The organism is Neobacillus dielmonensis (assembly GCF_000612665.1).
GTDB lineage: Bacteria > Bacillota > Bacilli > Bacillales > Cytobacillaceae > Neobacillus > Neobacillus dielmonensis.
On record NZ_HG942076.1, the window covers coordinates 124,775 to 151,352 of the forward strand.

Genomic DNA, 26,578 nt, shown 5'->3' on the forward strand with positions numbered 1-26,578 from the left:
CTCGAAACTTCGTTACTTAAAGCAAATAAGCTTTGTAAGTGTCGTAGATTCCTTATTAAACAGTTTTTCAAACTCTTGCGGCGCTTGATTAAATTCAATTACCTCTGTAATGAATGGTTGAACATCAACCCGTCTTTCTTTGACAAGCCGAATATATTCCTCTACATTTCTGCCTTCCGTCCAGCGAACATATTCATACGGATAGTCAATCGCTTCTTTTTCATATACATGGTCATACCGGCCAGGACCGCCTGCTCGAGAAATCAACAGCTCTGCTTCTTTCGCAAACATTAGCTCTCTTGGAAAATCCGGTTCAACATCGCCGACAATAACAGCCTTCCCTTTATTGCGGATCCATTTCAAACATTCTTGTGTCAGCGGCGAACGTTTCCCCCCCGCACATAATAGCACGGCATCAGCTCCACGGGATTTGGTCTCAATCCGTATCGCCTCTTCCATTTCCTCAACCGTTGAATAGGCTTTAATGGATTCTCCCTGCAGCATATCAACCCGGCTTTTATGTAGATCATAGGCAATGACATTGTAGGCAGCAGCATGGGCGATTTTTGCAATTAATTGTCCTAAAACGCCTAACCCGACAATAACTGCTGTTTCACCAAATTGAAGGTTGGCAATCCTTAGTGCATGGATTGCAATGGCGCCAAGTCCCCCAAGAGCTGCTTCCTTAGGGTCAACAGATTCAGGAACTTTTGCATAAAGCGTGCTAGGAACTAACAAATATTCATCATGGTGAACATATGGAGCCCCATAACAGGCAACCAAATCCCCTTTTTTCACATCGGTGATCTTACTTCCGCATTCCACTACTTCCCCCATTGCACTATAACCGAGATGAACCTGCTTATTTTCACTATTTGATAGAATTGTAAGTTCTGTTCCTGGTGAAATGACAGAATACAACGTTTTGACTAATATATAGGAAGGTTTTCCTTCTATCTGTGGTATCTCGTCTTCAATAATTTCAATCTTCTGGTTGTGCGCTACAATTCTTTTCATCCGAACTCTGCCTTCCGTCTATTATTTAGCGAACCACTTGGATAAATTGGCTTTGACAAATTCATCATCCTGTAAGTGTGGGTAGCTAGCATAAATCCGATCCAGCTCTTCTGCCTGACCAGGACTTAGTACTTCACGGTCAAGCAAACACCAATTTCCTTGTAACAATCCTTGTCTTGCCAATATTTCATTAATGCCAGCAATACTTCCTTTAAAACGATTGCGCGAATCAAAAATCGCTGCGTTTGCATCTGTAATCTGCTGGCCAAGCGTTAGCAGCTCTTTGGGAATGACATCATGATTTTGCGCTTCTTTTATTTCATCAAATATCTCCACTACCCGTTTTGTCCAAACGGACCAGTGACCAAGAAGACCGCCAACGATTTTCTTTTCCACCATTTGACCTCCAATAGGAAATTGAAACGTCGTTAGTAAATCATTGATGATGTTATCATCATTACCAGTGTATAAAGCAATTTCTTCCTTACGTGGAGAATGACACACCGCACGTACCACATCTATGGAACAATAGCGATCAAACGGCGCAATTTTTATCGCATAAACATTCGGGATGGCTGCGAATCTTTCCCAAAATTCATAGGAAAAAATTCTTCCTCCTACTGCCGGTTGCAAATAAAATCCGAATAGTGGGATAATTTCAGCTACTTTTTCAGCCCGGTCAATTAAGTCATCTTCTGACAGATGATTTAACCCGCCCATACTTAAAAGCCCTAAATCATAACCAACTTCACTGCTAAACTTTGCCTCCGATAGCGCCTGCTCAGTCGGACCGCAAATCCCTGCCACTTTAATAAAATCATCAGGGACATTCGCCCGTTTTGTTTCTTCAATCGCAAGGGATAACACTTTCTCATATAAATTAAATTCCGGATCGCGAATTTCAAATTGAGTGGTGTGGACTCCAACGGCTATGCCGCCGACACCAGCATCGATATAATATCGTGTTAAGGCCCTTTGGCCCGTTTCATCCAACTGTCTTTCCTTTGTCAATGCTAGAGGATGTGCCGGGATCACCGTGCCTGCATGAAGCTTTTTCTTCACAGCCTCTTTTAGCATTAAAAAGCACCTTCTCTTTCTTGGAAATGCGTTGGTTTATTGAATGTATGTCCATCACTGACAACCCAGTCGGCAATCCAATCGATCATTTGTTGAACCGATACTTTTGGATACCCAAATAACTTATGTGCCTGTGAAGCATTGTTAAGCAGTGCCGTAGGGCTTTCGGTATGAACAAACAATGGTGTCTTTTCCAACCTTTTTCCGAATTCTATTGCCAGCCATCTGACTGATAATGTTTCAGGGCCCGTCACATTAATGATTTTCGGAGGGTGATTGGTATGCAATAAAGAGCGGATCGCATATTCATTCGCGTCTCCCTGCCAAATGACGTTTACATTTCCCATCGTCAAATCAATTGGTGTTTCTGAATACACGTTTTTGGCAATTTCAAGTAGGACTCCATAGCGTAAATCAATCGCATAATTTAATCGAAATATAACCATCGGCGTCTGATTTTTATGAGAAAAATAAGTAAGCACACGCTCTCTGCCTAAGCAAGATTGAGCATACTCTCCAACCGGATTGGCCGGTACATCCTCCGTACAATTATTGCTTAAAACCGGTGTAAATGGATAGACATTTCCTGTTGAGAAGGCAACCATTCGTGAGTCTTTAAACTTTTCTGCCAAACGGCCTGGAAGATAGGCATTCATCGTCCATGTATAATGCTCATTACCGACAGTGCCAAATTTATTTCCTGCCATATAGATAACATTCTCCACATTAGGCAAGCCTTGAAGATCTTCTTCCTTCAACAGGTCGGCTTGGATGGTTTCGATTCCGGCTGCCTCTAATTCTTCTCGTAAACTACCATCGGTAAACCTTGCTACCCCAATGACCCTTTTTTGTACACCTGCTTGATCAGCCGCTCTTTTTGCCATTTTTGCTAATGTGGGTCCCATTTTTCCGCTAACGCCTAATATCATAATATCGCCATGAATCTGTTGAATATCTTGAATTAATGCTTGGCTCGGTGTGGTCATAAAATCTTCTAATTCCGCAATCGTTTTCATCTTAATCCTCCTTGAAAAAATATGAAAGACTTTTACTATGAAATTCATAGATTAGTAAGTTGATTTCATTTTATCTTCAGCACCATTAAAAGACAAGTCACTTAAAGGTCTTTTAATAAATCCCTAATTTCAGGGAAATTTTCTGTTTGACAATTGGACACGTTCAACTTAATCTAGTAATAAGATTATATAAAGACATTTCTTTAATATGTCTTTATACAGGAGATGACAAAATGAAGACTAACCAATTGTCTAACAAGGGACCAGAAATTATTATTGGAATTGTTGGACCTGAAGCTCTTGAAAAAGAAATTATGAAAGCGCTTGAAGCCTTCCCCAATTTCCAGCCTATGTTTCTAAATGCAACGCCATCTACAATCGTTCCCGCTATCATTGCTAATTTAATCAATAAAGTGGAAGTTCTGTTATTCACCGAATTTCCTACCTACTTTAAAGCGAAACAGCTTGTAAACTTTTCCATCCCGGCCCATTATGTCCCTTTAATGGGAACAGGCCTTTATCGGTCATTATTTTTGATTAAAAATAAATACGATTTACAATATATATCGATTGATACAGTCGAAGAAAACTACATTCAACAGATTTTTTATGATTTGGGTGAAACCAAGTATGAATATAAAACCTTCCCTAATTACGGCCAGTCAAGCTCGATTCAATCGATCGTCCAATTTCATCAAGAAAACTATCGAGAGCTTGGTTCCATTGCCATTACGGGCATACAGGAGGTCTCTTTCAAACTCTCAGAATTAGGCATTCCCCATGAATGGGTGACACCGACTTATCAGGATTTAATCGTTTCCCTTGAACGTGCCTTACTCGCAACTGAAGCACGAAAAAACAAGGAATCTCAAATTGTTTTTGGCATAATCGACATTGATCAGTTTGATAAAGCAACGGAAAAATTTACAACGGAACATGAAGTACAATTATTGAAGTTGAAATTTCAACAAATGATGTTGAATTACACGAAACTCCTTGATGGCCATTTAATCAATTCAGGTGGTGAAGAATTTTCTTTTATTACCACACGCGGTATTTTTGAAAGAGAAACACGCGGGTATAAATTTATCCCTTTACTAAATACGGCTAAAAGCGAGCTTGGTGTTTCCATCAGTATTGGTGTTGGATTCGGGCAATCAGCTGCTGAGGCAGGAAGCCACGCAAGGCTAGCGCTAAGGCAGTCAAAAGAATTAGGTGGTAATGTCTGTTACATTGTACGGGAAGATCAAAGTGTGATTGGACCGGTTGATATTATCACCGATACCCAATATGAAAAATATGACTTAGCGATTACAGATGCCGAACTGCTTGAAAAAGCAGAAAAAGCTGGCATGTCTGCTGCCTATATGACCAAATTAATGGCACGGGTCGCACGTCATAAAAAATATGATTATACGGCACAAGAGTTAGCTTCGACATTAACGATTACAACGAGAAGTGCTCACCGAATCCTGTTAAAATGGATGGATGCTAATTTGGTAGACATTGTAGGTGAGGAAAAAATCACCTATAAAGGCCGGCCAAGACGAATTTATCGCCTTAGCTTTATCATTGATGACAAAAAATAGAATGAACAGGGAAACGGCGGGGCTTGTGGTGTCCCGCTGTTTCTTCTATCCGACACGACACCCACTCAAATTCCTATTGATCTCCCCGTCTCTCTACTTTCATTGGCCGCTTCAATAAACCGAATGATTTCCTGCGTTTCACGAACAGGTACAATCTGCTTGCTTCCATTAAAGAACAGGATAATTTGCTCTAGTAAACTTGCATAATACGGTTTTGGCGACGAGTCGATGCGTACATATTCTTGACCTTTTTCAAAATGGATCACGGCACCAAATTCGTAATTGCCTTTTCGATTCCCTCTTGCTGTACCGATTCTGCCATTTTCCCATTGCGAAATAATCAAATCATAATCCTGATTAGAAATCGTCGTGACATTTTTTGCTCCAGCCCCTAATATGGTGTAAAGCATTTCAATTGTATGTATTCCATACCAAAAATATCCTGGCTGCGTTTCAACCATTTCCATTGGGCCAAAACAGTCTGCACCGATTATCTTGCCTTTATCCTTTATGGACAGTGCTTGGCTCAACGCTTCAGCAAAACGCAACGCAGAAGAACTCATGATCGGAGTGTGATATTTCTCTGCTAGTTCCACCATTTTAGCTGCATCGGATGAATCTAAACAAAACGGTTTATCAACGAATGTGGGCTTTTTAAACCTAACCAATTTCTTTAATTGCTCTAAATGGACCCTGCCGTCCACAGACTCTAGTAAAATGGCATCACATTGCGTGACTACTTCTTCAATCGTCTCAACGATTTGTACCCCGTATTGTTCAACTTCCTTGGTAATCCCGCTAATTCGAGAATAGCTTAAAGCAAAATCAAATGAGCCGCCCGGGTAGGCCATGACAACCGTCCCTCCTTTTACATGAAAGGGACTGGTGTGATCATTTAATAATTTGGTAAAAGCCACAGCATGAGAGGTGTCTAGACCAATCATCCCAATTTTTAAATTTCCCATATTCCCTCTCCTCTTTTAGACTGAGAGACTACTATTTCAAGCCTGACATCTGGATTCCTTCTGTAAAATATTTCTGGAAGAACAAGAAGATTAAAAACGTTGGAATAAAGGATAGAGTGGCTCCTGCCATTTCAATTCCAAAGTTCCCTTCCTTACTTAAAGTAGAGGCTAACCCTACCGTTATCGGATACATTTTTTCATTGGTCATATAAATTAATGGCTGGAATAAGTCATTCCAGTTACTAACAAACGCAAACGTCCCAACTGTCGCAATCGACGGAAACGCTAATGGCATATAAATTTTTCGAAAAACTTGGAAATCGTTAGCCCCATCCATTCTGGCTGCTTCATCTAATTCCATTGGGATTCCCTGCATAAATTGGCGAACCAAAAAGACACCCATAATCGCCCAAAGTTCCGGAACAATTAATGCTTGGTATTCATTAATCCAGCCGAATTTTGAAAACATGATAAACTTCGGAATGATTAATAATTGCTGCGGAATCATAATGACGGCCATAAACGTCCAGAAAATGACTTCCTTCCCTACAAATTGCTTTCTAGCGAAAATATAACCTAAAATACCGGCAAAAAACATTTGTGAAAAAACAGGGATGATGGTCACGATAACGGAGTTAAAAATCCATCGTAGAAAGTTGTCATTTCGAAACAGGTAAGCGAAATTATTCAGAGATGGATTGTCTGGGAGCCAGAATAATGGGTCCAAGGATGCGTAAGTCGTTTCTTTTAGTGAACTTAGAACCATGATTAAGAATGGAAGAAGAAAACAAAATCCTAGGAAGAACATGACAAAATACTTTACTATTTTCGTTAACAAGTTATTTCATCTCCCTTATATCGCGCTGTCTCATCAGTACATACTTTGGTCATTTCCAAAATATTTTCTCTGAATAAGCGAAATGACTAAGATAATAGCAAATAATACATAGGACAAGACGGCTGCATAACTAAAATTCAGATTCGTGAATCCAATGCTATACAGGTAATACACAATGGTACTGGTTGAGAAGTTCGGTCCGCCACTTGTTAATAAATACGCTGAGTCGAAAATCTGGAAAGACCCAATGGTTGTAATAATTAATACATAGAAATGAATTGGTTTTAATAATGGGAAGGTAATCATCCAAAAGGATTTAAAAGATGAGGCACCATCAATTTTTGCCGCTTCGTACATTTCCTTTGGTATCGACTGCAATCCAGCAAAATAATAAATCATCGTACTTCCGGATACTTTGAAAATGCTCAATCCAGCTAACACGATCAGAGCTTGTTTAGAATCGGATAGAAACAATTGGGTATTAATGCCCAAGAAGCTTAACAAATAGTTGATAAAACCTGATTCGGTTCCCGAAAACAACCATTCCCATATCCCTGCTACTACGACAAACGATGTGACAACTGGCAGGAAAAATACGCCTTTGATCAATTTGGTAAAGTGAATGCCAGATTTGATGATAAGCGCCAAGATTAATCCAAGTGCCATAGTAGGAACAATATAATAGATGGAAAACAATATGGTATTCCAAATCGATTTCCAGGCAATGTCGTCTTTAAATAACTGTGTCCAGTTCCGTAAACCAACGAATTCTGAAACGCCAATAATTCGATAATTGAGAAAGGTTAATATAAAACTATAAACAAATGGGATGACTTGAAAGACAAGGAAATGAGCTAAAACGGGTACAAGGATAATGTAGACGAGCGCATTCTTTCTCCATTCGTCTTTGATTCTTTGCTTTAGAGGGCGCTTTACTTTTACTTCATTGTCTAAAGTCATCTCGTTTTGATTTACCAAGACCTTTTCCAAGCGATCACCTTATTTCCTTTTTTGTTGGCCCTGCTTTAATGAAATGGGGTCAGGCCCCCATTACAGCACCGCGTTAATTGAATGGGGGACAGGCCCCCGCCACGTTAATGCGTTAATAAAGCGGGGGACAGGCCCCCTCACAGATTCATTTAACAGAGCCTTTTTGTAAGAAACAGAGAGTTTTATCCACGTGGGAATAAAACTCTCTAGTTAAAGAAACTATTCGTTTACGGCTTAGCTAATTCGGCTTCGATTTTTTTAGCTGCTGCGTCTGCTGCTTCTTTTGGAGTTTTTTGTCCAGACATCATCGATTGTACTTCTGCTTGAATGAATGGCATAATCGCACGGCCTTTAGGGTGAATAACACCTGGTAATGCATATTGTGTATAGGTGGACAGCTGTTTCATCTCTGCATTTGAATCAAAAATGTCTTTCGCTTCTTCTTGTGTCGGAATATATTGGGTCACATTATTGAAAATACGTTGATTTTCCGCATTGGTAATGGTTTTTACAAATTCTGCCGCTGCATCCGGATTGTCCGTATTGGAAGGCACTACAAACATTCCTGTCGTACCGTAGGTTAATTGCTTTTTGTTCTTTAATGGTGCTCCAATTGCAAAGTCAAATTTACCTTCTTTTTTCAACATCGTAACGTCAATACCAGAACCTAGAACCGCCATGATTTTTCCACCAAACCATAATTCGTTTTGGTTGGTTGCCGTAATAGAATCTTCTGGAATGTATTTGTTTTGATACATCTTGTTAACCATTTCAAATGCTTTCACGCTATCTGCGCTATTAATTTGAACCTTATTATCTTCTGACACCACACCGCCGCCAGCTTGCCAGATCCATGGATAAATCGTACCGTTCATGGACCCGCCGCCAGAATAAGCTAATGCATAGAAATCTTTAGCTTTTGCTTTTGCTGCCCAAGCATCAAATTCTTCCCAAGTCTTTGGAAGATTAGCAGGATCTTCGCCAATCGCTTTCACAACATCTAGATTATAGAAGAATGTGTAGGCTTCTTGTAAAATTGGCAATCCGTAAGTCTTACCTTTCCATTTTGTTGCTACTAATGAGGATTCAACAAATCCTTTGCGATCCTCATCCTTTAAGTACGGGTCTAAATCAAGAAGCATTCCTACATCTGCATATTGCGGCATTTGGTCAGGAATTGCATAAAAAACATCTGGGCCATTGTTAGCTGCTAAGGCAGTTAACACTTTTTGATCGCGGTTAGCCCATGGAATCGTTTCAATATTGACCTTTACATCAGGAAACTTCTTATTATAGTTGGCCACAATGTCTTTCCACATGGCTTCTTCTTTTTTCGCATCACTTGTATAAGGATGTACCCAAACCGTTATTTCACCATCCACTTTGTCCTTGCCTTTTTTATCACTTGGTTTTGAACTTGACTTATCACTACAAGCTGCAAGAATCAAGCTGAATGCGACCATAAGGATCAGTAACCATTGGCTTTTCTTTTTCATGTAATAATCCCCCGTTTATATTTATTGGATTAAAATCTTAAAGGCTTTAAATCTTTTAAACTCTTACTTCGTATTGCCTCCCTCCTAAAATCATTTATCCCGTTTTGCGAAAGAACATGTTGTTATTGTAAGCGTTAACAAGGGGTGTAAAAATTCCCACCCATAAATTCCTATTAGATACATTTTATGTTTTTTTAAATATTGTGACAAGTCTATAAAGTGTCTTTAATATAAACCATGAATTAATATAGTCCCTAACCTAATTGCGGTGGATTAAACGTAGTTTAATCCTTGTGGAAATGGAAACGGAATGGGGAAGAGTTCATTTAAATAGGGATCTAACTTGGCGTTCCCGGTTAAAATCAACTCCTCTAATTCCTCATTACTTATGACAACAGATTTTTTTTCAAAAATAAGCCTTTTATGATGTTCATCTTCAGGCAAAATTTCTAATTTACCAGCAAAATAGGAATCAAGCTGTTTTAATAATAAGTCCCTGTTCATAATCTTCATGGTTCCAGGATAAGGTACAGCCTCTTTCTCCAGTGAGTTGAGCTGTTGGTTAAGGGCCCTGTCAAAGGCAGGAATAGGAACGATTAAAGAATGTAAACCATATTGAAAGGCTTCTCCAAGTAAAGTCCGGATGGCGCTTGAGTCTCCTCCCCATTCAATTACTCGAGAGTCGATAACATCTTGTTGCTGATACGGCATTCCAAACACTAAAAAGGCTTTTATTTCTTGATTTTCTTCCGCTACAAGTACTTTATGATTCATCTTAAAGATACTGGCAAATCCCGCTGCCTCATTAAGGAGGGCCAGTTCATAAATACTTTGTTCATACCGGATCGGGCGATTTTGACTAAGCTTCCTTAACTGAAACCAGTCATAAGGCTGCAGCTCGCGAATGGAATACTTAGAATCCTTTTGAAGGTCATCAGAATGAAGTTTATATGAATTCATTTTTCCATAATAGTGACATCCTTGTTTCCGGTAGAGGGGTAAATCTCCAGAAATAAACAGCACGGAGGCACCAGACTGATTGACATGCTCAAAAATCATCTGTAAAAGTGTGTTCGCCATTCCTCGTTTACGATAATCAGGCTCTGTACAGACTGCACCAATCGAATAGGCCTGCACTTCTGCACCTTCAATATGAAGCACGGATGGAACCAATCCAATAAAAGACACTAATTTTCCATCGATAAAGGCACCATATGATTGATGTAAAGCGGAGGAAAATACATGTGGAAAAGCAAGTCCCATCGACACATGACCTTCTTTACGAAAGACCTTATCGGCTAACTCAATTGCCTGTTGAAATTCCCCTTCTTGTACGAGTCGGTATTCGACCATTCCTTTCACCTCAATTTTATTTAGTTACTATTCTGAATTGTGTTATACTACAACTAAACTAGCTCTCCTACTTTTTATTATTTATGATGTGACACGTCTATTAAATGTCTTTAAATAGTTCCATTACACTATTTTTACACGAGGTGGATTCTTTGTCTGGATGGGAAAGGTTTAATACTTTCGCAATATGGATGTTAAAGGCGGCCTATTTGAATATTCTCTGGATTCTTTTTACTCTCGTCGGTTTCGGGCTATTGGGTCTCTTCCCTTCCACCGGTGCCATGTTTACGATTGTCCAAAAGTGGCTGCGAAAAGAACCAGTCGAGAAAATCTTCCATACTTTTTGGAACACCTATAAAAAAGAGTTTCTCCCGCTCAATAAATATGGACTGTTTTTTATTGTAATCGGCTATATGTTAGTGTTTGACTTCTTGTTTTTACTAAAAAATGCTGAAAAATTAACATGGCTGTATCCTGTTCTCGGTTTTATCACGATTTCGTACATCGTGACTTTATTGTACTTTTTTCCGATCTACACCCAATTTAATCTGAAATTCTTTCAATATATAAAACAATCCTTTTTAATCGGCGCCAGTGCCCTACTAGAAACGCTTCTTATTTTTACGTCCTGTATGCTGCTCATGATTATTGTCAGATTCATCCCAGGGATTATCCCTTTATTTACTGGAAGTGTGTTGGCCGTTGCGATTACCTGGTGCAGCAACCGGGCCCTTGCCAGAATTCATACCCGGAAAAAGACGCTGGATTATAAATCAATCCTTTAAGAGTGCCCGTACAGGAGCACTCTTTTTTACATTCCACCTATTTAAAGTCCGTTAAGTGTCTTGCTTATTATAATGATTATTTTAAACTTGATAGTAAAACGATGGAGGTAAACAAATGGATTTCAGTCAGTTACACTATTATGTCCCCACTCCTAAAGCAGGAAATTCACGTGTTATCGAAAAAGAATTGATCGTATATGGGGCCACTCCCGCTGGACTGACGGCAGCAATTCAGGCAAAACGCATGGGCTTGACTGTCATCATTGCTGAGTTTGGCAAACACATTGGGGGCATTACAGCGAGCGGTTTAGGTGCCTCAGATATTGGCGCAAAAGAAGCGATTGGCGGGTTATCAAGAGAGTTCTTTAAGGAGTTAGGAAAATACTACGATACGGATGAACAATGGACATTCGAACCAAAGGCAGCTCAATATGTTTTTGAAAAATGGCTGAAAGAATATGAAATAGAGGTATTTTTTAATCAGCATTTAGAAGAAGTAACAACAGAACATGGCCGAATTAAAGAAATCATAATGGAAGATGGAACTACCTACAGAGGAGCTTTTTTTATTGATGCAAGCTATGAAGGCGACTTAATGGCAAAAGCAGGTGTATCGTATTTTGTGGGCAGAGAATCCAATGATACCTACAAAGAGACCTATAACGGCATTCAATTTGGACATCCCCACCACCAATTTGAAAAACGGGTGGACCCTTATGTCTCTGAAGGAGTCCCTTCCAGTGGTGTGTTACCAGGCATTACCGAAACGACTCAGGAAACGCTTGGCGATCAGGGACAAGGCGACCAGCGAATTCAAGCCTATAATTTTCGGATTTGCTTAACCAAAAATCCCGAAAATCGGTTTCCCTTTCCGAAACCGCCTGCTTATGACCCAAAACGGTATACTCTCTTGTTGCGCTATATCCAGGCTGGTGTTTGGGATGCGATGAACCTTCATACTGCCTTGCCAAATGGAAAAACGGACTTAAATAATTATGGCGGTTTTTCTACTGATCACATTGGAAAGAATTATCAATGGCCTGAGGGAAACTATGAAACTCGGGAAAAGATTTTCCAAGACCATTTCACTTACAACCTTGGTCTGCTTTACTTTTTAGCTAATGATGAGCAAGTGCCCAAACCGATTCGCGACGAAGTAAGTGAGTGGGGATTGGCGAAGGATGAATTCACAGAAACTGGACATTGGCCGCATCAGCTATATATCCGGGAAGCCAGAAGAATGATAACGGACTATGTTATGACCGATCGTAACTGTTTGGGTGAGGTATCAATTGATGATTCCATCGGGCTCGCTTCCTATCAAATGGATTCCCATCATTGTAGACGAGTGATCATTGACGGCCGTGTCTATAATGAGGGTGATGTCGAAATTCCGATTTCTCCCTATCCAATTTCTTATCGTTGCATTCGACCAAGAGCTGAGGAATGTACCAATTTACTTGTACCCGTTTGTTTATCTAGTTCCCATATTGCTTATGGTTCAATACGAATGGAGCCGGTTTTCATGATTTTAGGACAATCGGCTGGTGCTGCCGCTGCTTTAGCTTATCAAAATAAAACCACGGTTCAAGATATTGATTACCAACAATTGAAAACAGAGCTGCTTGATTATGGACAAGTCCTTCAATGGGACGATTCTATCGAGGATAATCCTGTTTTACGGATGAAATCGACATTTGGAAAAAAATAAACAGAAGGACTACACTACCATTTCGGTACTGTAGTCCTATTTTTGTATCATTAATTCTCTATCCTACTAAAGTACTAAAATCAATATCGTCATTTTAAAGACTAGTTTCCTTATTTATCCTTTTAATTGAAATTAGAAAGTTAACAGTGGTTCTAATTATCGATATTCCCTACTCTAGCTTACAGAAAATAGTAGGCGAGTTGAAGAATCGAGGTGTTATGCTCATATAATTTGTAATCGTTTTCAGTGAATCTGTGAGTGAAACAACACGTCCATTACACCGCCCCCCTCACCGGTCAAAACGTGAAAGGATGGTTAGCTATGAAAGGTAAAACATTTACGTACTTCTTAATGACCGTTTTAATCTGCTCGTTATTTTCAAGCTTTAGTAATCGCACTTCTGCTGAAGAAAATCCTATTCGTGAGATTGGGACGGTTCTTAATTCAGTCTCGGTTCCGGCAGCAGATTATGGAAAAGGTCCGAATGGAGAAGATTGGATTTACGCTGTCGCCAACGGTTCCCCTGCTGTTTTCAATGTTCTCGATGCCAAAACGGGCAAGCGGGTTGACAGCTTTCCACTAGATGGCGCCAGTGGCGCATGGGGGGTAACCGTTGATCCGATGGGCAATGTCTATGTCGGTACAAACTCCAAAGCCTCTTTGTTTCGATATGTTCCAGGTTCCGATCATGTAGAAAACCTGGGGAATCCGATTCCAGGAGAATCGTTTATTTGGCGGGTAAAGTCAGATGAGGATGGACGCATTTATGGAGGGACTTTCCCAAGCGGAAAGGTATTCCAATATAATCCGGAAACCAATGAATTTCGCGATTATGGACAAATCGTGGAAGGTCAGCAATATGCCAGAAGTCTCGCCGTCCATAAAGATAAGCTTTATGTCGGGCTTGGAACCAATGGAGCAAACCTTGTTCAGGTAGATATAAACACAGGTGAAAAAGTGGAGATTCCCCTTCCCGAAAAATATGCAAAAGAAACCAATGTATATGATATCGACGTCATCCAAAATAAGATGTTCGCGAGGGTGACTGGCTCTAGCAATACGATTCTAGTTTTTGATTTGAAAACGATGAAGATCGTCGATGAGATTACTGGAGCCAACGGACTGGATGTTTCAACACCAGGTCCAGGAAATTTGGTTTATTTTATTAAAAACGAAGAGCTTTACTCTTATAATTTAAACTCTTTGAAACTCACCCCTACTGGTTTTAATAACCTTTTCTCAGCACGAGATTTCGGCTGGGTGAAATTTGAAAATAGTCAATACCCAGGTAAAACCTTAGTATCGATTGCATGGGATGGAAAAATTCGCCATTACAATCCAATAACTGGTCATCACCAAATCATCCAGGGCCAATTGAGCGGTCAGCCCGTAAGTATTCAATCCCTTGCCCAAGGTCCAAATGGAAACATTTTTATTGGCGGCTATCTCTCTGGGGGGTTAGCTGAATTTAACTATCTCACTAACCAAGTCACTGAATACAAAGGTCTTGGACAAATTGAAGGCATGACGACTCATCAGAATCGGTTATACATGGGGGTCTATCCGGGCGGGTTCCTCCATTCCTATGATCCGACTCAAAGCTATGAGCTGGGTGTAAATCCTGTTCAGCATTTCAGCTTAAAATCTGATGGGCAAGATCGTCCCTTTGCCTTAGAATCTGCCGGTGATCTTTTGGCCATCGGTACAGTTCCGGATTATGGGCAGCTTGGCGGCGCATTAGCGATATTTAATCCAGCGACAAATGACTATACCGTTCACCGCAATATTGTTCAAAATCAAAGTGTGATCTCATTAGCCTATAAGGATGGGCTAGTCTATTGCGGCACTTCGGTTTGGGGTGGATTAGGGATTACACCGACTGAGGAAGAGGCCAAACTATTTATCTATAATATGAAAACCGGTGAAAAACAGTTTGAAACCATTCCGGTTCCTGGTGAAAAAGCCATTTCTGCTTTAACCTTTGACGATGATGGCAACCTATGGGGCCTTACTTCAGGGATATTATTTAAATACGATACTGCCAAAAACAAGGTGGTGGCTACTAAAGAGCTATATTCCATGAATTGGGATTCGATTGGACATCTATGGCGTGAAGGCTCCCTACAATTTGACAAAGACGGCTATCTATATGGTCAAACCCACGGAGAAATTTTTAGAATCAATCCAGATACGCTTGATACTAAAGTCTTAGTAAAGGATGCCACCCTATTTGCCATGGACCCAGCTGGAAATATCTATTTTTCAAGAGGAGATAAACTTTATCAATACAAAAGATAGATTAGGAGGAAAAAAGATTGAAAGATAAAATAAAAAGATTTTCAATCTGTTTACTAGCAGCCATTCTAACTTTATCCACCCTTCCCTTTCTCCAGCAGCCAACCTCTGTTGCAGCGGCTGATAGTTGGAAAGAGCTAAAGGTAGAAAACGGCGATTTTGAAGCAAAACCAGCGTCAGCTACCGATTTGCCTTCATGGGTTTATTGGACGGGCGGGCTTAAAACAGGAATGAAAATCTCGAATGAAGTCGTCCATAGCGGCAATCAAAGTTTAGCCGTTGACAATACAGGGGTTGTCGGATTATTCAGCCAAGAATTGAAAGTAACTCCTGGTAATGAATATAAACTATCAGCACAGCTTTATGTTAAAGAACTAACAGGTAAACCGGGCATATGGCTGCGCTGGTATAACGACCAAGGAAAAAATATTTCCGATACCCCCAAATATTTCGATGTTCCGGCCTTCAATACATGGCAAACCGTTGAAATTCAGGCAACTGCTCCTGCCGGTGCAACGGGTGTAAAAGTCTTTGTTTATCAACCATCTACCTCCAAAATGAAAGGATACTATGATGACATCATGCTTTTTGAAAAAGACTCGAATATCTTAGATTTCCCCATCAAATATGGGGAACCGATTAACCACGGTCCTGCCGCATTAGCTGCTAAATCACAAGGAGTAGCGATTGGCGATGATGAACTCTACTATGCAACGAACGGGTCACCAGCCACTTTTTATGCAACCGATGCGAAAACAGGCAAAAAGATTTTCTCCCAAGACCTGCCAGGCAGTGATGTCGTTTGGGCCATGGTCATCGGTGCCGATGGGAATGTCTATTTTGCCGGCACCTATAACGGAATTTTATACCGATATGTAGTGAAGGAAAAACGGCTAGAGCAGCTTGGCAAAAATCCATCTGATAATTGGGTCTGGCAGCTGGAGGCTTCCCGTGATGGGAAAATCTACGGAGCCACTTACCCAAATGCGAAAGTGTTTGAATATGATATCGAATCTGCTCAATTTACCGATTTAGGCACTTTTTATGAAGGGCAGCAATATGCACGTGGACTCGGCATTACCGACAAATCCCTTTTTGTGGGAACGGGTACCACGGCTTATTTGATGAAAATGGACCTGGCTACACGTGAAAGAACAGAAATTAAACTACCGATCACAGGCCAATCCACCCAAATCTCAAATATCTGGGAATATGGAAATAATATTTTTGTCGCCTATGGCACTTCGCTGGTGACAATCGACAAAACCACAGGCGAAGAGAAAAACACCATGGATTATCAGGATGAAAATACTTTTGATGGGCTGATTTCCTCTCCATCACCATATGATGAAAATATCATCTATTATATTAATAAAAATAACCAACAATTATGGACCTATGATATGACTACACATAAACAAGCAAAGGTGGAACCCACTGTTCAATTGCCGGCCTCACCTGCAAAGGCAATGCGTTGGATAAAAGATGAAAGCGGGAAAGATGTATTGGCCATCTTACATCACCAGATTGAGTATTCCCTCTTTGACCCTGCCACTAATACGGTAAAAGTAAGTTACCCTGAAGTGGATATGCAAGGCTTGTTGATGCAAAGTTTAGAAATTGGCGATGACCAAAAAATCTATATGGGTGGTTATCAAGGTTCCTTTGGCGTTTATGACACGTCTATCGATCAATACATTCTGCATGAACGGGATCCTCACCAAATCGAGGGAATTGGCTTTTTAAATGGCGACGTGTATTTAGGCACGTATGGCGGCGCCCGAATTTTTAAATATGATCCAGACCTTCCTTTTAACTATACAGATGGTGGAAGTGGGAATAATCCAGAGATGGTGCAGGATATCGGCGACGATCAAAGCAGACCGTTCACGTTTACATCGGGTGACAACAAACTCTTTGTTGGTACCATTTCTGACTATGGCAAACTGGGCGGTGCGTTAACCATTTATGATGCCAAAACGGATAAATGGAATACCATCCGCAATATTATCAAAGACCAAAGTATTATCGGTTTAGCCTATTTGGACGGTACCGTATTTGGCGGTTCCACAACAGCTGGCGGTCTAGGGATTGACCCTACGGAGCCTATAGCAAAAATGTTTGAATATGATGTGAAAACCGGCACGCATGAAGTATTTGATCTCCATGTAAAAGGCTTAGTGAAACCTGAAATGATTGGCGAACTATCCGTTGGTCCTGATGGAAACCTATGGGGAGTCGCATGGGGATTGGATGAAAAAGGTGCCTATAATACGGTCATCTTTGCGATGAATCCGGACACTCGGGAAATTCTCAAGAGCACGGAACTTTATAAAGGCGTCAACAGAGGCAGTCAATGGCGGCCATTTTTCATTCGCTGGGATCAACAAGGATACCTGTACACGACAGCAGGACGGCAATTAACCGTGATCGATCCGAAAACGATGAAAAGTAAACAATTAGTGACGGGTAATGTTCAATTAATGGACCTAGATAAGGAAGGCAATATTTACTACACGGCGGACGCTAATTTGTATCAGTTACCGGTTCTATTAAAGGATGGTACCTTAAAGGTAGACAGTCTTTCACAGCTGCAAGGCGATGAGCAGAGCATCGATTTGTCTGTTCACCTAGTGAATGGAGCTGAAGTCGATTTAGCTGGTGCCAAAATAGAATGGGTGAATTCCAATCCTGCTGCTGCGAGCGTCGAAGATGGAAAAATCATTGGTAAAAATGCAGGAACAACAGAGATTGCTGCAAAGGTTTCTTATAACGGACAACAAATTACAACCAATACAATCACTGTTACCATTGTAGTAACAACGGATACATTAGCAAAGCAAATTTTGGCGCTTGAAACAGCTGGCAGCCTGCCTCATTCTTTGGCACAGCAATTGACAAATGCGTTAAAACAAGCGGAACATCAATATCAAATCCGAAATACACAACAAGCATGGAAGCATCTCGATGATTTCCGTAAACATCTAGATAATAGCAGTATTGATGAAACCGTGAAAACGACATTAGACAACAATGTCGACTATGTTGAAAAAGCATTTACGAATTAAACGAGGTAGAGGGTGTCCCAAAAGCTGGGACACCCTCTTGTTTTTTTCTTCTAACGTTTATAAAAGAATAATCTGGCCCGAAAGATAAAGCGTATCTTTTAATTGCCGTAAGATGTATAAGCGACTGTTCTGGCGCTTTTTCTGAGCGAAAGGTCGTTAATAGATTGCCATTAACTACGATTCTCGTGATTTTTCTGAGTGTACGGTCGCTAATAAGGGCTATTAACGACGGTTCTGGTGACTTTTTTGAGCGAACGGTCGCTAATAAAGGCTATTAACGACCGTTCTCGTGATTTTTTCAAGCGTACAGTCGTTAATAAAACTCTCTTCCCAATAGTCTATTAATATAGTAAAAAGCAACATTTCTTTAGAAAAAGGCTGAATATGAAGCAGGAGAACGTCCCCCCTGCTTCAGCCCGCTTCACCCTTTCACTGGCTTGCCTGGTTTGTCCGGTTTGCCTGGTTTATCTGGCTTTCCAGGTTTGTCTGGTTTACCAGGTTTGTCCGGCTTTCCAGGTTTGTCTGGTTTACCAGGTTTGTCTGGCTTTCCTGACTGATCGGACCATACAATGGTATAGGTTAACGTTGATTTTCCATCTGTGCCCAATACTTTAATTTCTGTTTGATCTGTTGACTGGACAATATCGAAAGTCGCGCCCGATTGATTGGCTTCAACTGAAATGTTATCGGTCGGTTTAGCGCTTACCGTATAGTTTCGTACCCCTGGCTGAAAACCTTCCAGCGCTTCCCCATTAATCGTAATCGATTTTAATGTGGCATCCGTTTCAGGTACAGCGATTTTATGAAGCTCACTGCCTAAGGCATAATAAATGCTGCCATCGATTCCAACCGTCATGTTGTTGATGAATTCCTCTTCAAGGACTTTGTAATTCAACGTTTCGGGGTCAATGGCAATCCGACTGCGACCCAAGGTGGTATATAACATACCATCAGGTCCCCAGTTTAACCGGTACGAAAACCATTTGCTGCTGTTATATAAACTTGGTCTAATCACTTTACTAGCGACCACTTCATAGGTTTCAGGATCCATTTTAAAAATGGTCCCTTCTACCGCGCCCCATAAATATCCATCAGGTCCTATCGATAAATCGCCAATCATTTTCGGGGTTACATCAATACCAGGGATTTCTGGAGTGAACTCCGCAATTTTTTCACCCTTTTCAACATCCCATACAAACATTTTGGCTTCTTCCGCTGCAGGATCAATTCCTAAACCGCCCCAAATCGATGTACCGCCAAATAATTTGCCATCATGGTAGGCTAAGCTAATAATACTTTGATCCTGAACGACATTTCTTTGCTGTGACCATGTTCCTTTTTCCTCATCATAGATGGCAAGTGCCCCTCCCAATACACCATAATCTGGGGCGGTGCCGACAAACAGCTTGTTATCACCTGATGTAATGGCAAACGGACGATCCTGTTCATCCGTAATATCATATTCAAGTTTTGGATTGCTGTTTAGATCTACTGGTTGTGTTGGGTCAAAGCTGTACATAATCGCCCCGACATAGGTACCGAAGTACGCTTTATTATTCAAAAATCCGATTCCTTCCGGCTGGGCAAAAGATGGAATATTGACTTCAATTTGATTAGTAAATGGATTATACACACTCATACCGCGCTGATATCCACCCATATATAACTTTCCGTCAGGACCGGTCTTTAGGGATTGAATCGCTACAGAGGTTGCGGCAAGATTGAGCGCGACGAAAGTCAGCTCATTGGTATCTGGATGATAAAGCATATATTCCCCATATTGGGTCACCATGGCCAATACGGTTTTACCAGTTGATAAAGTAATCCAAGACATATCTTTTACCCGTAATGTATCAGGAAGAAGTGGAATATCTTCGATTAATGTTGATTGATTCGTATTCATATCATATTTGTACAACTGGGATTCATTTTTATAATAGAAAATATTCGGTTGATCTGGTTGGGGTTCTGAAATCATATTGCTAAATACGAATGAGTTTTCCACGGTATTGGTGGCTGGATCGATGACTAACATATTGACGGTTGATACAGCAACCAGCAGCTTGCCATTGACCACCCAAATATCTTGGATGATTCCGTTTTCGCCAGTCTGGCCTTCAATCATAATCTCTTGTTTTTCTCCCGTATGCCGATTGATTTTATAAAGATGTTTAGTGGTGCCAATTCCAACATAGATAAAATCACCATCGACTGCCAAGCCGCGAGCGTAATCTTGGTCAACGACACTGCCGAAGTCTTTAAATGTACGGGTGTTGATGTCATATTCAAACACGCCTGCACCTGGATAGGTGGCACCATATATTTTTCCATCATCGGTCGCTTCCAAATCCCATACCCATTCCCCGGAAGGATTGGCCCCTAGCTCTTGCACTTCCTTTAAAGCCGGGACATACCGATACAATTTTCCATCTGAAGTACTCGCGAAGTACACATTTTTATCAGCCCCAATGGTAATCGCCCAAACGGCTTCGGTATTGGGAATCACTTGCGAAAACTTAAGCTCGCCTGTTTCAGCATTTAAGACAGAAAACGTACCAGGATGCCCGTTGGAATGATAGTATACTTCATTTTCACCAAGGCTATTTTCCTGAATCGCACCAGCTTGTCCTAATTGAACACTCACCATTTCTCCTAGATTAGTAGAAGCTTGATAGTCCCGGTCTAATTGGGCATCGTCCGTTACTTTTTCAAAAGTAACGTCATCGAAATAGACATCTGTAAAACTAATGCCACCAGAATAAAAGGAAAGTCTTGCATAAGCGGCATTTTCTGGAGCCTCACTAAATACTTTTAAATCTTTCCATTCATTTTTAGGCAAATTTCCATTCAGTTGCCTGCTCTCGATTATTCGATTATCGTTTTTATCAAAATAGCGGATTTCTGTGACAACATTATGGGATTGACTCACCACATTGGCAAACACGGTCAACAGGTAGGATGCACCAGGCTCGATAGCAATTTTATCACTTAATACCCCCACTCCTACTTGGTCGGAAGTATCTTGCAGGTGTAAACTTTGCACACCCGTGCGGGCCCTGTCGGTACTGATGGTAATGCCTGGTCCCGGAAATTCGGATGCCCAGCCTGAAATGGTTCCATCCTGCAGCGGCGCTTCGAAGCTGGCATTGACGACCTCGGTGTTTGGTGTATCTACAGGCGGCTCCTCACTGCCATTCCCGACAATGGATACATCATCAAAATAGGCCTCGGTCGTAGCGATGGTTCCAGAATTGAATCGTAGTTGAACCTTTGTGGCTCCCGCTGGAACAGTAAATGGCACACTGATTTCGGTCCATTGATTCGTTCCTAAATCAGCAGATTTGAAGTTAATAAAGGTTGGACTACCGACCTTTACATTTTGATCATTATAAAAATGAACCTCGTAGCCAATACTATGGGATTGACTCACCACATTCACCCAGGCTTTTGCTGTATAAGGTTCGCCTGAGGTAACAGGAAGCATTTCGCTAGTCACTTGCAATTGCTCTTGATTGCTTGGATTATTAAAATGAAGACTTCCAAAACCAGTATGAGCGCGTTCATCACTAATGGAAATCCCGCTTAAGGAATTTTGGGTGACTAAACTCCAACCAGGAATCGCGGCTTTTTCTTCAAAGCCTGCATTCACAACAGCAGGTACGTTGTCTTCAGAAGCTGATGTGATGACTACATCATCGATATAGGCCTCTGTGATGGCCACTTTTCCAGAGTTAAAGCGAAGTTGAACCTGAGTAGCTCCAGCTGGAACGACAAAAGGGACACGAATTTCTGTCCATTGATCTTTGCCTAAAGTCGCAGCAGTAAAATTAATAAACGTCGCTGCGCCCACTTTTTCATTCTGATTATTAAAATAATGGACCTCGTAACCTAAACTGTGCGATTGAGTTACAACGTTCACAAATGCCGCAGCCGTATAGGATTCACCTTCGGTAACAGGCAGCATTTCACTTTTCATTTGCAGTTGTTCTTCATTACTTGGATTATCAAAATGCAGGCTTTTCGAACCGGAGCGGGCTCTTTCTTCACTAACGGAAATGCTACTTAATGTATTACTTGTCACAAGACTCCAGCCAGGAATCTCCATTTTTTCAAAGCCGCCATTCGGGACCTCTACAGCAGCAGTTCCAACCGCAATAGCCTGTGAATAAGAACCCGTATATGGAGCCATTAAGGCGAACAGTAAGGTAAAACTGAATGTGAACATCATAACCTTTTTGAAAAATTTATTAACCAACCAACAGGCCTCCCCATTTTTAAAATATTCCGTCTATTTAAGACACTTTTCTCTCTTTCTCCGCTATATTAAATCCATCTGTAATCCTGACTTCTTTCTTCCAACCACTCCTTTCATATTTGATTCTACTGAAAAAATCTTAGTTAACCTATAGTTTTACCTGACGATAATCGGACTTTAAATAGGATTGGTTTTGGTAACTAGACTCCCCAAAAATGAAATAGGAGAGCCGCTGCTCTGATTCAAACCAACTTTTGTGGTACACTTAATATAACAGCACATTGGAAGAGAGGTTTTCTATGAGTACATTGAAAAAGCAACAGCGTCATAAGTTAATCATGATTTTGAGAGGGTTAATGGTTATTATCGGTGGTTTCATAGCGGCGTATGGATTAGAGACCGTATTAATCCCGAATAATGTATCAGATGGTGGAGTTACAGGCCTAAGCATTGTTGGGTCTCAGCTATTTGGACTACCCTTGGGAGCTTTAATTGCTATTATAAACATTCCATTTATTTGGTTAGGATATAAACAAATTGGGAAAACCTTTGCCCTTTTTTCAGTTATCGGGATTGTTTCACTAGCTGTAGGTACGATTCTATTTCATCATACGCCTGCTATTATTGAGGGCGACACATTGCTCATTACAGTTGTGGGTGGGATTATCCTCGGTTTTGGAATGGGTTTGGCCTTGCGTAATGGTGGTGCTTTAGATGGAATTGATATGCTTGCCGTGTTGCTTGCCCGAAAATTGCCGTTTGGGACAAGTGACTTTATTCTTTTCTTAAATGCATTTGTATTTATTGTCGTTTCCACCGTATTTGGTCTGCAGGGGGCCATCCTTTCTGCAATTGCTTACTTTATTGCTTCTAAAGTCATTCACATTGTGGAAGAAGGTTTAAGCGGATCGAAATCGTTTCAAATTATTACATCAGAACCTAAATTAATGGTCGACACCATACGAGACCGCTTAGGTCGGAGCGCGACTTATAAAGAAGCATATGGTGGTTTTTCTCATGAAAAGTTTCAGGAAATCACTTGTGTGATTAACCGTTTAGAAGAAACCAAACTAAAGGAAATCATTAGTGAAATTGACCCCAAATCGTTTGTCACCGTATTTGACGTAGCCGAGGTTAAGGGCGGTAATTTCAGAAAGAATAATATCCACTAATACATTACTCTCCACTCTATATTCAACAAAATACTCCCTTCCGATTGGAGGGAGTTTTATTTTGTTTAAATTTCCATTCCGGTCGCTAAGCCCGTCAAATAGCCCAGGTCATTCTTATTTAAGCAGCTCGACTAACTGGTCCGGCGTGTTTGTGAACACCCCGTCAACACCAAGCGATCGAAGGTCAGCCATATCGTCCTGTGAATCAACAGTCCAAGGATGAACGACAAGCTTGTTCTGGTGAGCGGCTTCCACAAATTCAGGTACTACGAGTTCTTGGCTAGGACCTACTCCATAAGCATAAGAAGCGACTCGCTTGAATTCCTGGTCTATCTCTTTACCTTTCAGCATACTGGCGTTGTAGAGTTGAATGAGCTTTATATTTGGAGCCAGCGATTTCATCTTGCAAAGGCTGGCCTCACTGAATGATTCAATAATAAGATTAGGATCATCAAGGACCTGATTTTTTTTCAAAATAGCAATCAGTTTCTCTTCCATTCCCGGATAGATATTCGGGGCTTTTGTTTCGATATATAAGCTTACTTCCCCATTCCCCTGCTGTTTAACTAATTGAATTACTTCATCTAATGTGGGTACACGTTGACTGATATTTTCTTTTTGTGCCAGTTTGGGATTGGCCTCAGAAAACCACGAACCAGCATCTAGTCGACGAATCTCTTCTAGTGTAAAATCTTTGACAGACCATGGAGCACGATTTGGATACAGCTGCTTTGCATTGGTGGTTCTAGCCAAAGTTTCATCATGCATAGCGATCAGCTGCCCATCCCTTGTCATTTGCAAATCGATTTCTAGATAATCTGCTTTCATTTCCATAGCCCGTTTATAAGCCGCTAATGTATGTTCCGGAGCATAAGCAGAAGCCCCGCGATGAGCAATGATGGAGACCTGAGAAGCAATTGGGTGTTTGGGAAATGGTTTTTGAATAGTAGTAAAGATTTGTTTTGAAGCTAGTACGGTCACTGCCCAAGGAACTGTAATAGTTAGCGATAGGAAAAGGCAAGCAAGACCAGCTATAAAACGGGGCTTCATGATGATAAACATCTCCAATGTTGTTCATGTTATTAAACAAAACAAATCCAGCAAGTGAAGGAAATGTCTTTAGGAAAAACTCTTGAGGACAAAACCCACCCCACTTATGGTGAAATTGTCCTCATGAAAAACTCTTCAGATTTTTGCAGTATGGCGAGTTACAACAGCTGATTCAAATAGTATCTACTAAAAATGTGTGTCATCCTTCTAGGAATTTAAGCCATTGCTTCCCACATATTTCTAAGGGCAATCGCTGTTTCAGGAAAATCGGTAATAATCGCGTTGACCTGTAATTCTAACAGTTGGCCAATTTGATCTGGATCATTAACCGTCCAAACTCGTATATTTTCAAATAACCCTGCTAAATTCTTCGTATTGAGCTCTTTGGGCAATACAATATTCTTGCTAAGATGCAATGCCTCAAGACCCAGCATCTCCATATAATCAGCCGGAAGAGAAATTCCCTCATTTAATAACCATGCAATGTTTGCTTCCCGGTTGACCTGCTTCATTCGTAACAAAGACGGCAAATGGAAAGACGAATAAACCACCTTTCTCCCGTTCCCGTATTTTTCAACGACGGATTGAACCTTCGCTTCGATCCCCTCATAAGCCACTGCATACGTTTTTAACTCAATATTGAGTTCTGTTGGATAGGGGGCTAATAATTCTAGAACTTCTTGCAGGGTCGGTACCTTTTCCAAATCCCAAGCTCCCTGATAGTCAGGGAAATGGGTAAAAGAACTTCCCGCACTAACCTGTTTAATCTCTTCTAATGTTAAATCTCTTATCCAGCCGGTTCCATTTGTGGTACGGTCAAGTGTTTCATCATGAATTACGACAACTTCACCGTCTTTTGTCAGGTGGACATCTAATTCAAGACCATCGACACCTTGGTCGATGGCTTTTTGGAAACTTAGCAAAGTATTTTCAGGATAACGGCCTTTGGCACCGCGATGGCCATAAATTTTAGTCATTGAAAAATTCACCCTTTCTATGAGAAAAACGTAACGTCTATTGAATAATAATTCGTGATGTTTTCCTCCAATCCTCTCCTATCATTTGTTAAAATCAGTCATTTTGGTTGCTTCTAAACGAATGCTTCATTTTTACATAGGAATGGTTTGGTGGTTTTTGCATAAAGAAGGGAGTTTCGTTGAAAAATAAGCCGAATTCCGAAAATGCAAATTCCTTTGGGTGATCACATTGAAAAGTCAAAAATGGATTTTACTTGCTTTACTGGTTGTGCCTTGGTTTTCGCTTCCCTTGCTAGGTAAAAAAGCATTCAAACGATTTCTTCCCACTGCCATCTTTATGTGCACCTTCACGAAGGCTTTAGATTATTACGGCGAAAAGAAAAATTGGTGGAAGTTTTATAAAGGGATTGGACCGATCAATAGCATGAACTTCATGAACTTTGGCCCTTATTTAATAACAAGCCTTTGGATGTTAAAATTCACCTTTGGACGGTTTCCGTTATACATCATGACAAATAGTATTCTTCATATGTTGTTTATCTTCGCTGGTATCAAACCGGTAAAAAACTTCGAAATTTTTTCATTAGAAAATTTATCTAAAACAAAATACTTAGGCATTAATTTCATAAGAGCTATGATCCTTTATGCGTTCCAAACTATATCAGAACCCGCACTTACTAGGAAAAAGCTTTTTTATAAAAAGCCATTCTACAAACGCTTTTTGTGAGGAAGATTTCGCCGCCATCCTGGTGTGGAACAGGGGGACGGTTCTCGTGTTGCAAAAGCTAGTAGAACACTCCTGCTTGATCATTTCGAAAAAAAAAACGAGGATAATCCGCAGATTATCCTCATTCAACATGTTCCATATTAAGACTTATCCGATGCTAAGTAGCTTTTAGATTTGTTCATGCGGCTATCGGAATG

The 26,578-nt window shown here is 40.7% G+C and carries 18 protein-coding genes; 7 read left to right on the forward strand and 11 right to left on the reverse strand.

The window, feature by feature from the left end; all coding sequences use genetic code 11:
* Window positions 1–12: 12 nt before the first annotated feature.
* Genes BN2425_RS17205 through BN2425_RS17215 form a run of 3 tightly spaced genes read right to left on the reverse strand, consistent with a single transcriptional unit; the run spans window position 13 to window position 3,110 of the window.
* Entirely contained in the window at window positions 13–1,017 is a 1,005-nt protein-coding gene (locus BN2425_RS17205) for a zinc-dependent alcohol dehydrogenase (protein ID WP_042462020.1), read from the reverse strand.
* A 21-nt stretch (window positions 1,018–1,038) separates the two neighbouring features.
* Entirely contained in the window at window positions 1,039–2,094 is a 1,056-nt protein-coding gene (locus tag BN2425_RS17210; protein ID WP_042462022.1) for a dihydrodipicolinate synthase family protein, read from the reverse strand.
* Window positions 2,094–3,110, reverse strand: coding sequence for an NAD-dependent epimerase/dehydratase family protein (locus BN2425_RS17215; protein ID WP_042462023.1), 1,017 nt, complete (start codon window positions 3,108–3,110; stop codon window positions 2,094–2,096). Before BN2425_RS17215 ends, BN2425_RS17210 begins: the two co-directional genes overlap by 1 nt.
* 233 nt (window positions 3,111–3,343) lie before the next feature.
* Here BN2425_RS17215 and BN2425_RS17220 point away from each other — a divergent pair, with 233 nt between their 5' ends.
* Window positions 3,344–4,699, forward strand: a complete 1,356-nt coding sequence (locus BN2425_RS17220) for a helix-turn-helix domain-containing protein (RefSeq protein WP_042462025.1) — start codon at window positions 3,344–3,346, stop codon at window positions 4,697–4,699.
* Between the two features lie 65 nt (window positions 4,700–4,764).
* On the opposite strand, the gene BN2425_RS17225 is transcribed toward BN2425_RS17220, so the two are convergent.
* The 5 genes from BN2425_RS17225 to BN2425_RS17245 all read right to left on the reverse strand — a co-directional run bounded on the left by BN2425_RS17225 (window position 4,765) and on the right by BN2425_RS17245 (window position 10,341).
* Complete coding sequence (locus BN2425_RS17225; protein WP_042462027.1) at window positions 4,765–5,664, reverse strand: Gfo/Idh/MocA family protein; 900 nt, start codon at window positions 5,662–5,664, stop codon at window positions 4,765–4,767.
* 31 nt (window positions 5,665–5,695) lie between these two features.
* A complete protein-coding gene (locus tag BN2425_RS17230) occupies window positions 5,696–6,472 on the reverse strand; it encodes a carbohydrate ABC transporter permease (protein ID WP_042462271.1) in 777 nt (258 codons plus the stop codon).
* Between the two features lie 63 nt (window positions 6,473–6,535).
* Window positions 6,536–7,462: a carbohydrate ABC transporter permease gene (locus tag BN2425_RS17235; RefSeq protein WP_042462273.1), complete on the reverse strand. Its 927-nt coding sequence runs from the start codon at window positions 7,460–7,462 to the stop codon at window positions 6,536–6,538.
* Window positions 7,463–7,719: 257 nt separating this feature from the next.
* Entirely contained in the window at window positions 7,720–8,988 is a 1,269-nt protein-coding gene (locus BN2425_RS17240) for a sugar ABC transporter substrate-binding protein (RefSeq protein WP_042462029.1), read from the reverse strand.
* A 273-nt stretch (window positions 8,989–9,261) separates the two neighbouring features.
* Complete coding sequence (locus BN2425_RS17245; RefSeq protein ID WP_042462031.1) at window positions 9,262–10,341, reverse strand: GNAT family N-acetyltransferase; 1,080 nt, start codon at window positions 10,339–10,341, stop codon at window positions 9,262–9,264.
* Between the two features lie 152 nt (window positions 10,342–10,493).
* Here BN2425_RS17245 and BN2425_RS17250 point away from each other — a divergent pair, with 152 nt between their 5' ends.
* The 4 genes from BN2425_RS17250 to BN2425_RS17265 all read left to right on the forward strand — a co-directional run bounded on the left by BN2425_RS17250 (window position 10,494) and on the right by BN2425_RS17265 (window position 18,200).
* Window positions 10,494–11,126, forward strand: a complete 633-nt coding sequence (locus BN2425_RS17250) for a YesL family protein (RefSeq protein WP_042462033.1) — start codon at window positions 10,494–10,496, stop codon at window positions 11,124–11,126.
* A 115-nt stretch (window positions 11,127–11,241) separates the two neighbouring features.
* The gene (locus BN2425_RS17255; protein ID WP_081798107.1) at window positions 11,242–12,837 is read left to right on the forward strand and encodes an FAD-dependent oxidoreductase; all 1,596 of its coding nucleotides are present in this window, start codon (window positions 11,242–11,244) and stop codon (window positions 12,835–12,837) included.
* 321 nt (window positions 12,838–13,158) lie between these two features.
* Window positions 13,159–15,135 carry a hypothetical protein gene (locus BN2425_RS17260; protein ID WP_081798108.1) on the forward strand — a complete coding sequence of 659 codons (1,977 nt, stop codon included), beginning with the start codon at window positions 13,159–13,161 and terminating at the stop codon, window positions 15,133–15,135.
* Window positions 15,136–15,152: 17 nt separating this feature from the next.
* Window positions 15,153–18,200: an FIMAH domain-containing protein gene (locus tag BN2425_RS17265; RefSeq protein ID WP_042462035.1), complete on the forward strand. Its 3,048-nt coding sequence runs from the start codon at window positions 15,153–15,155 to the stop codon at window positions 18,198–18,200.
* 421 nt (window positions 18,201–18,621) lie between these two features.
* Here BN2425_RS17265 and BN2425_RS22335 read toward each other — a convergent pair whose 3' ends face one another.
* Complete coding sequence (locus BN2425_RS22335; protein ID WP_042462037.1) at window positions 18,622–22,455, reverse strand: carbohydrate binding domain-containing protein; 3,834 nt, start codon at window positions 22,453–22,455, stop codon at window positions 18,622–18,624.
* Window positions 22,456–22,754: 299 nt separating this feature from the next.
* On the opposite strand from BN2425_RS22335, the gene BN2425_RS17285 reads away from it, so the two are divergent.
* Entirely contained in the window at window positions 22,755–23,627 is an 873-nt protein-coding gene (locus BN2425_RS17285) for a YitT family protein (protein WP_042462039.1), read from the forward strand.
* Between the two features lie 114 nt (window positions 23,628–23,741).
* On the opposite strand, the gene BN2425_RS17290 is transcribed toward BN2425_RS17285, so the two are convergent.
* Both BN2425_RS17290 and BN2425_RS17295 read right to left on the reverse strand, forming a co-directional pair.
* A complete protein-coding gene (locus BN2425_RS17290; protein WP_042462041.1) occupies window positions 23,742–24,677 on the reverse strand; it encodes a glycerophosphodiester phosphodiesterase in 936 nt (311 codons plus the stop codon).
* A 215-nt stretch (window positions 24,678–24,892) separates the two neighbouring features.
* Window positions 24,893–25,654, reverse strand: coding sequence for a glycerophosphodiester phosphodiesterase (locus BN2425_RS17295; RefSeq protein ID WP_042462043.1), 762 nt, complete (start codon window positions 25,652–25,654; stop codon window positions 24,893–24,895).
* 229 nt (window positions 25,655–25,883) lie between these two features.
* Between BN2425_RS17295 and BN2425_RS17300 the strand changes: the two genes are divergently transcribed.
* Window positions 25,884–26,381 carry a hypothetical protein gene (locus BN2425_RS17300; protein ID WP_052352929.1) on the forward strand — a complete coding sequence of 166 codons (498 nt, stop codon included), beginning with the start codon at window positions 25,884–25,886 and terminating at the stop codon, window positions 26,379–26,381.
* Window positions 26,382–26,578: the final 197 nt, after the last annotated feature.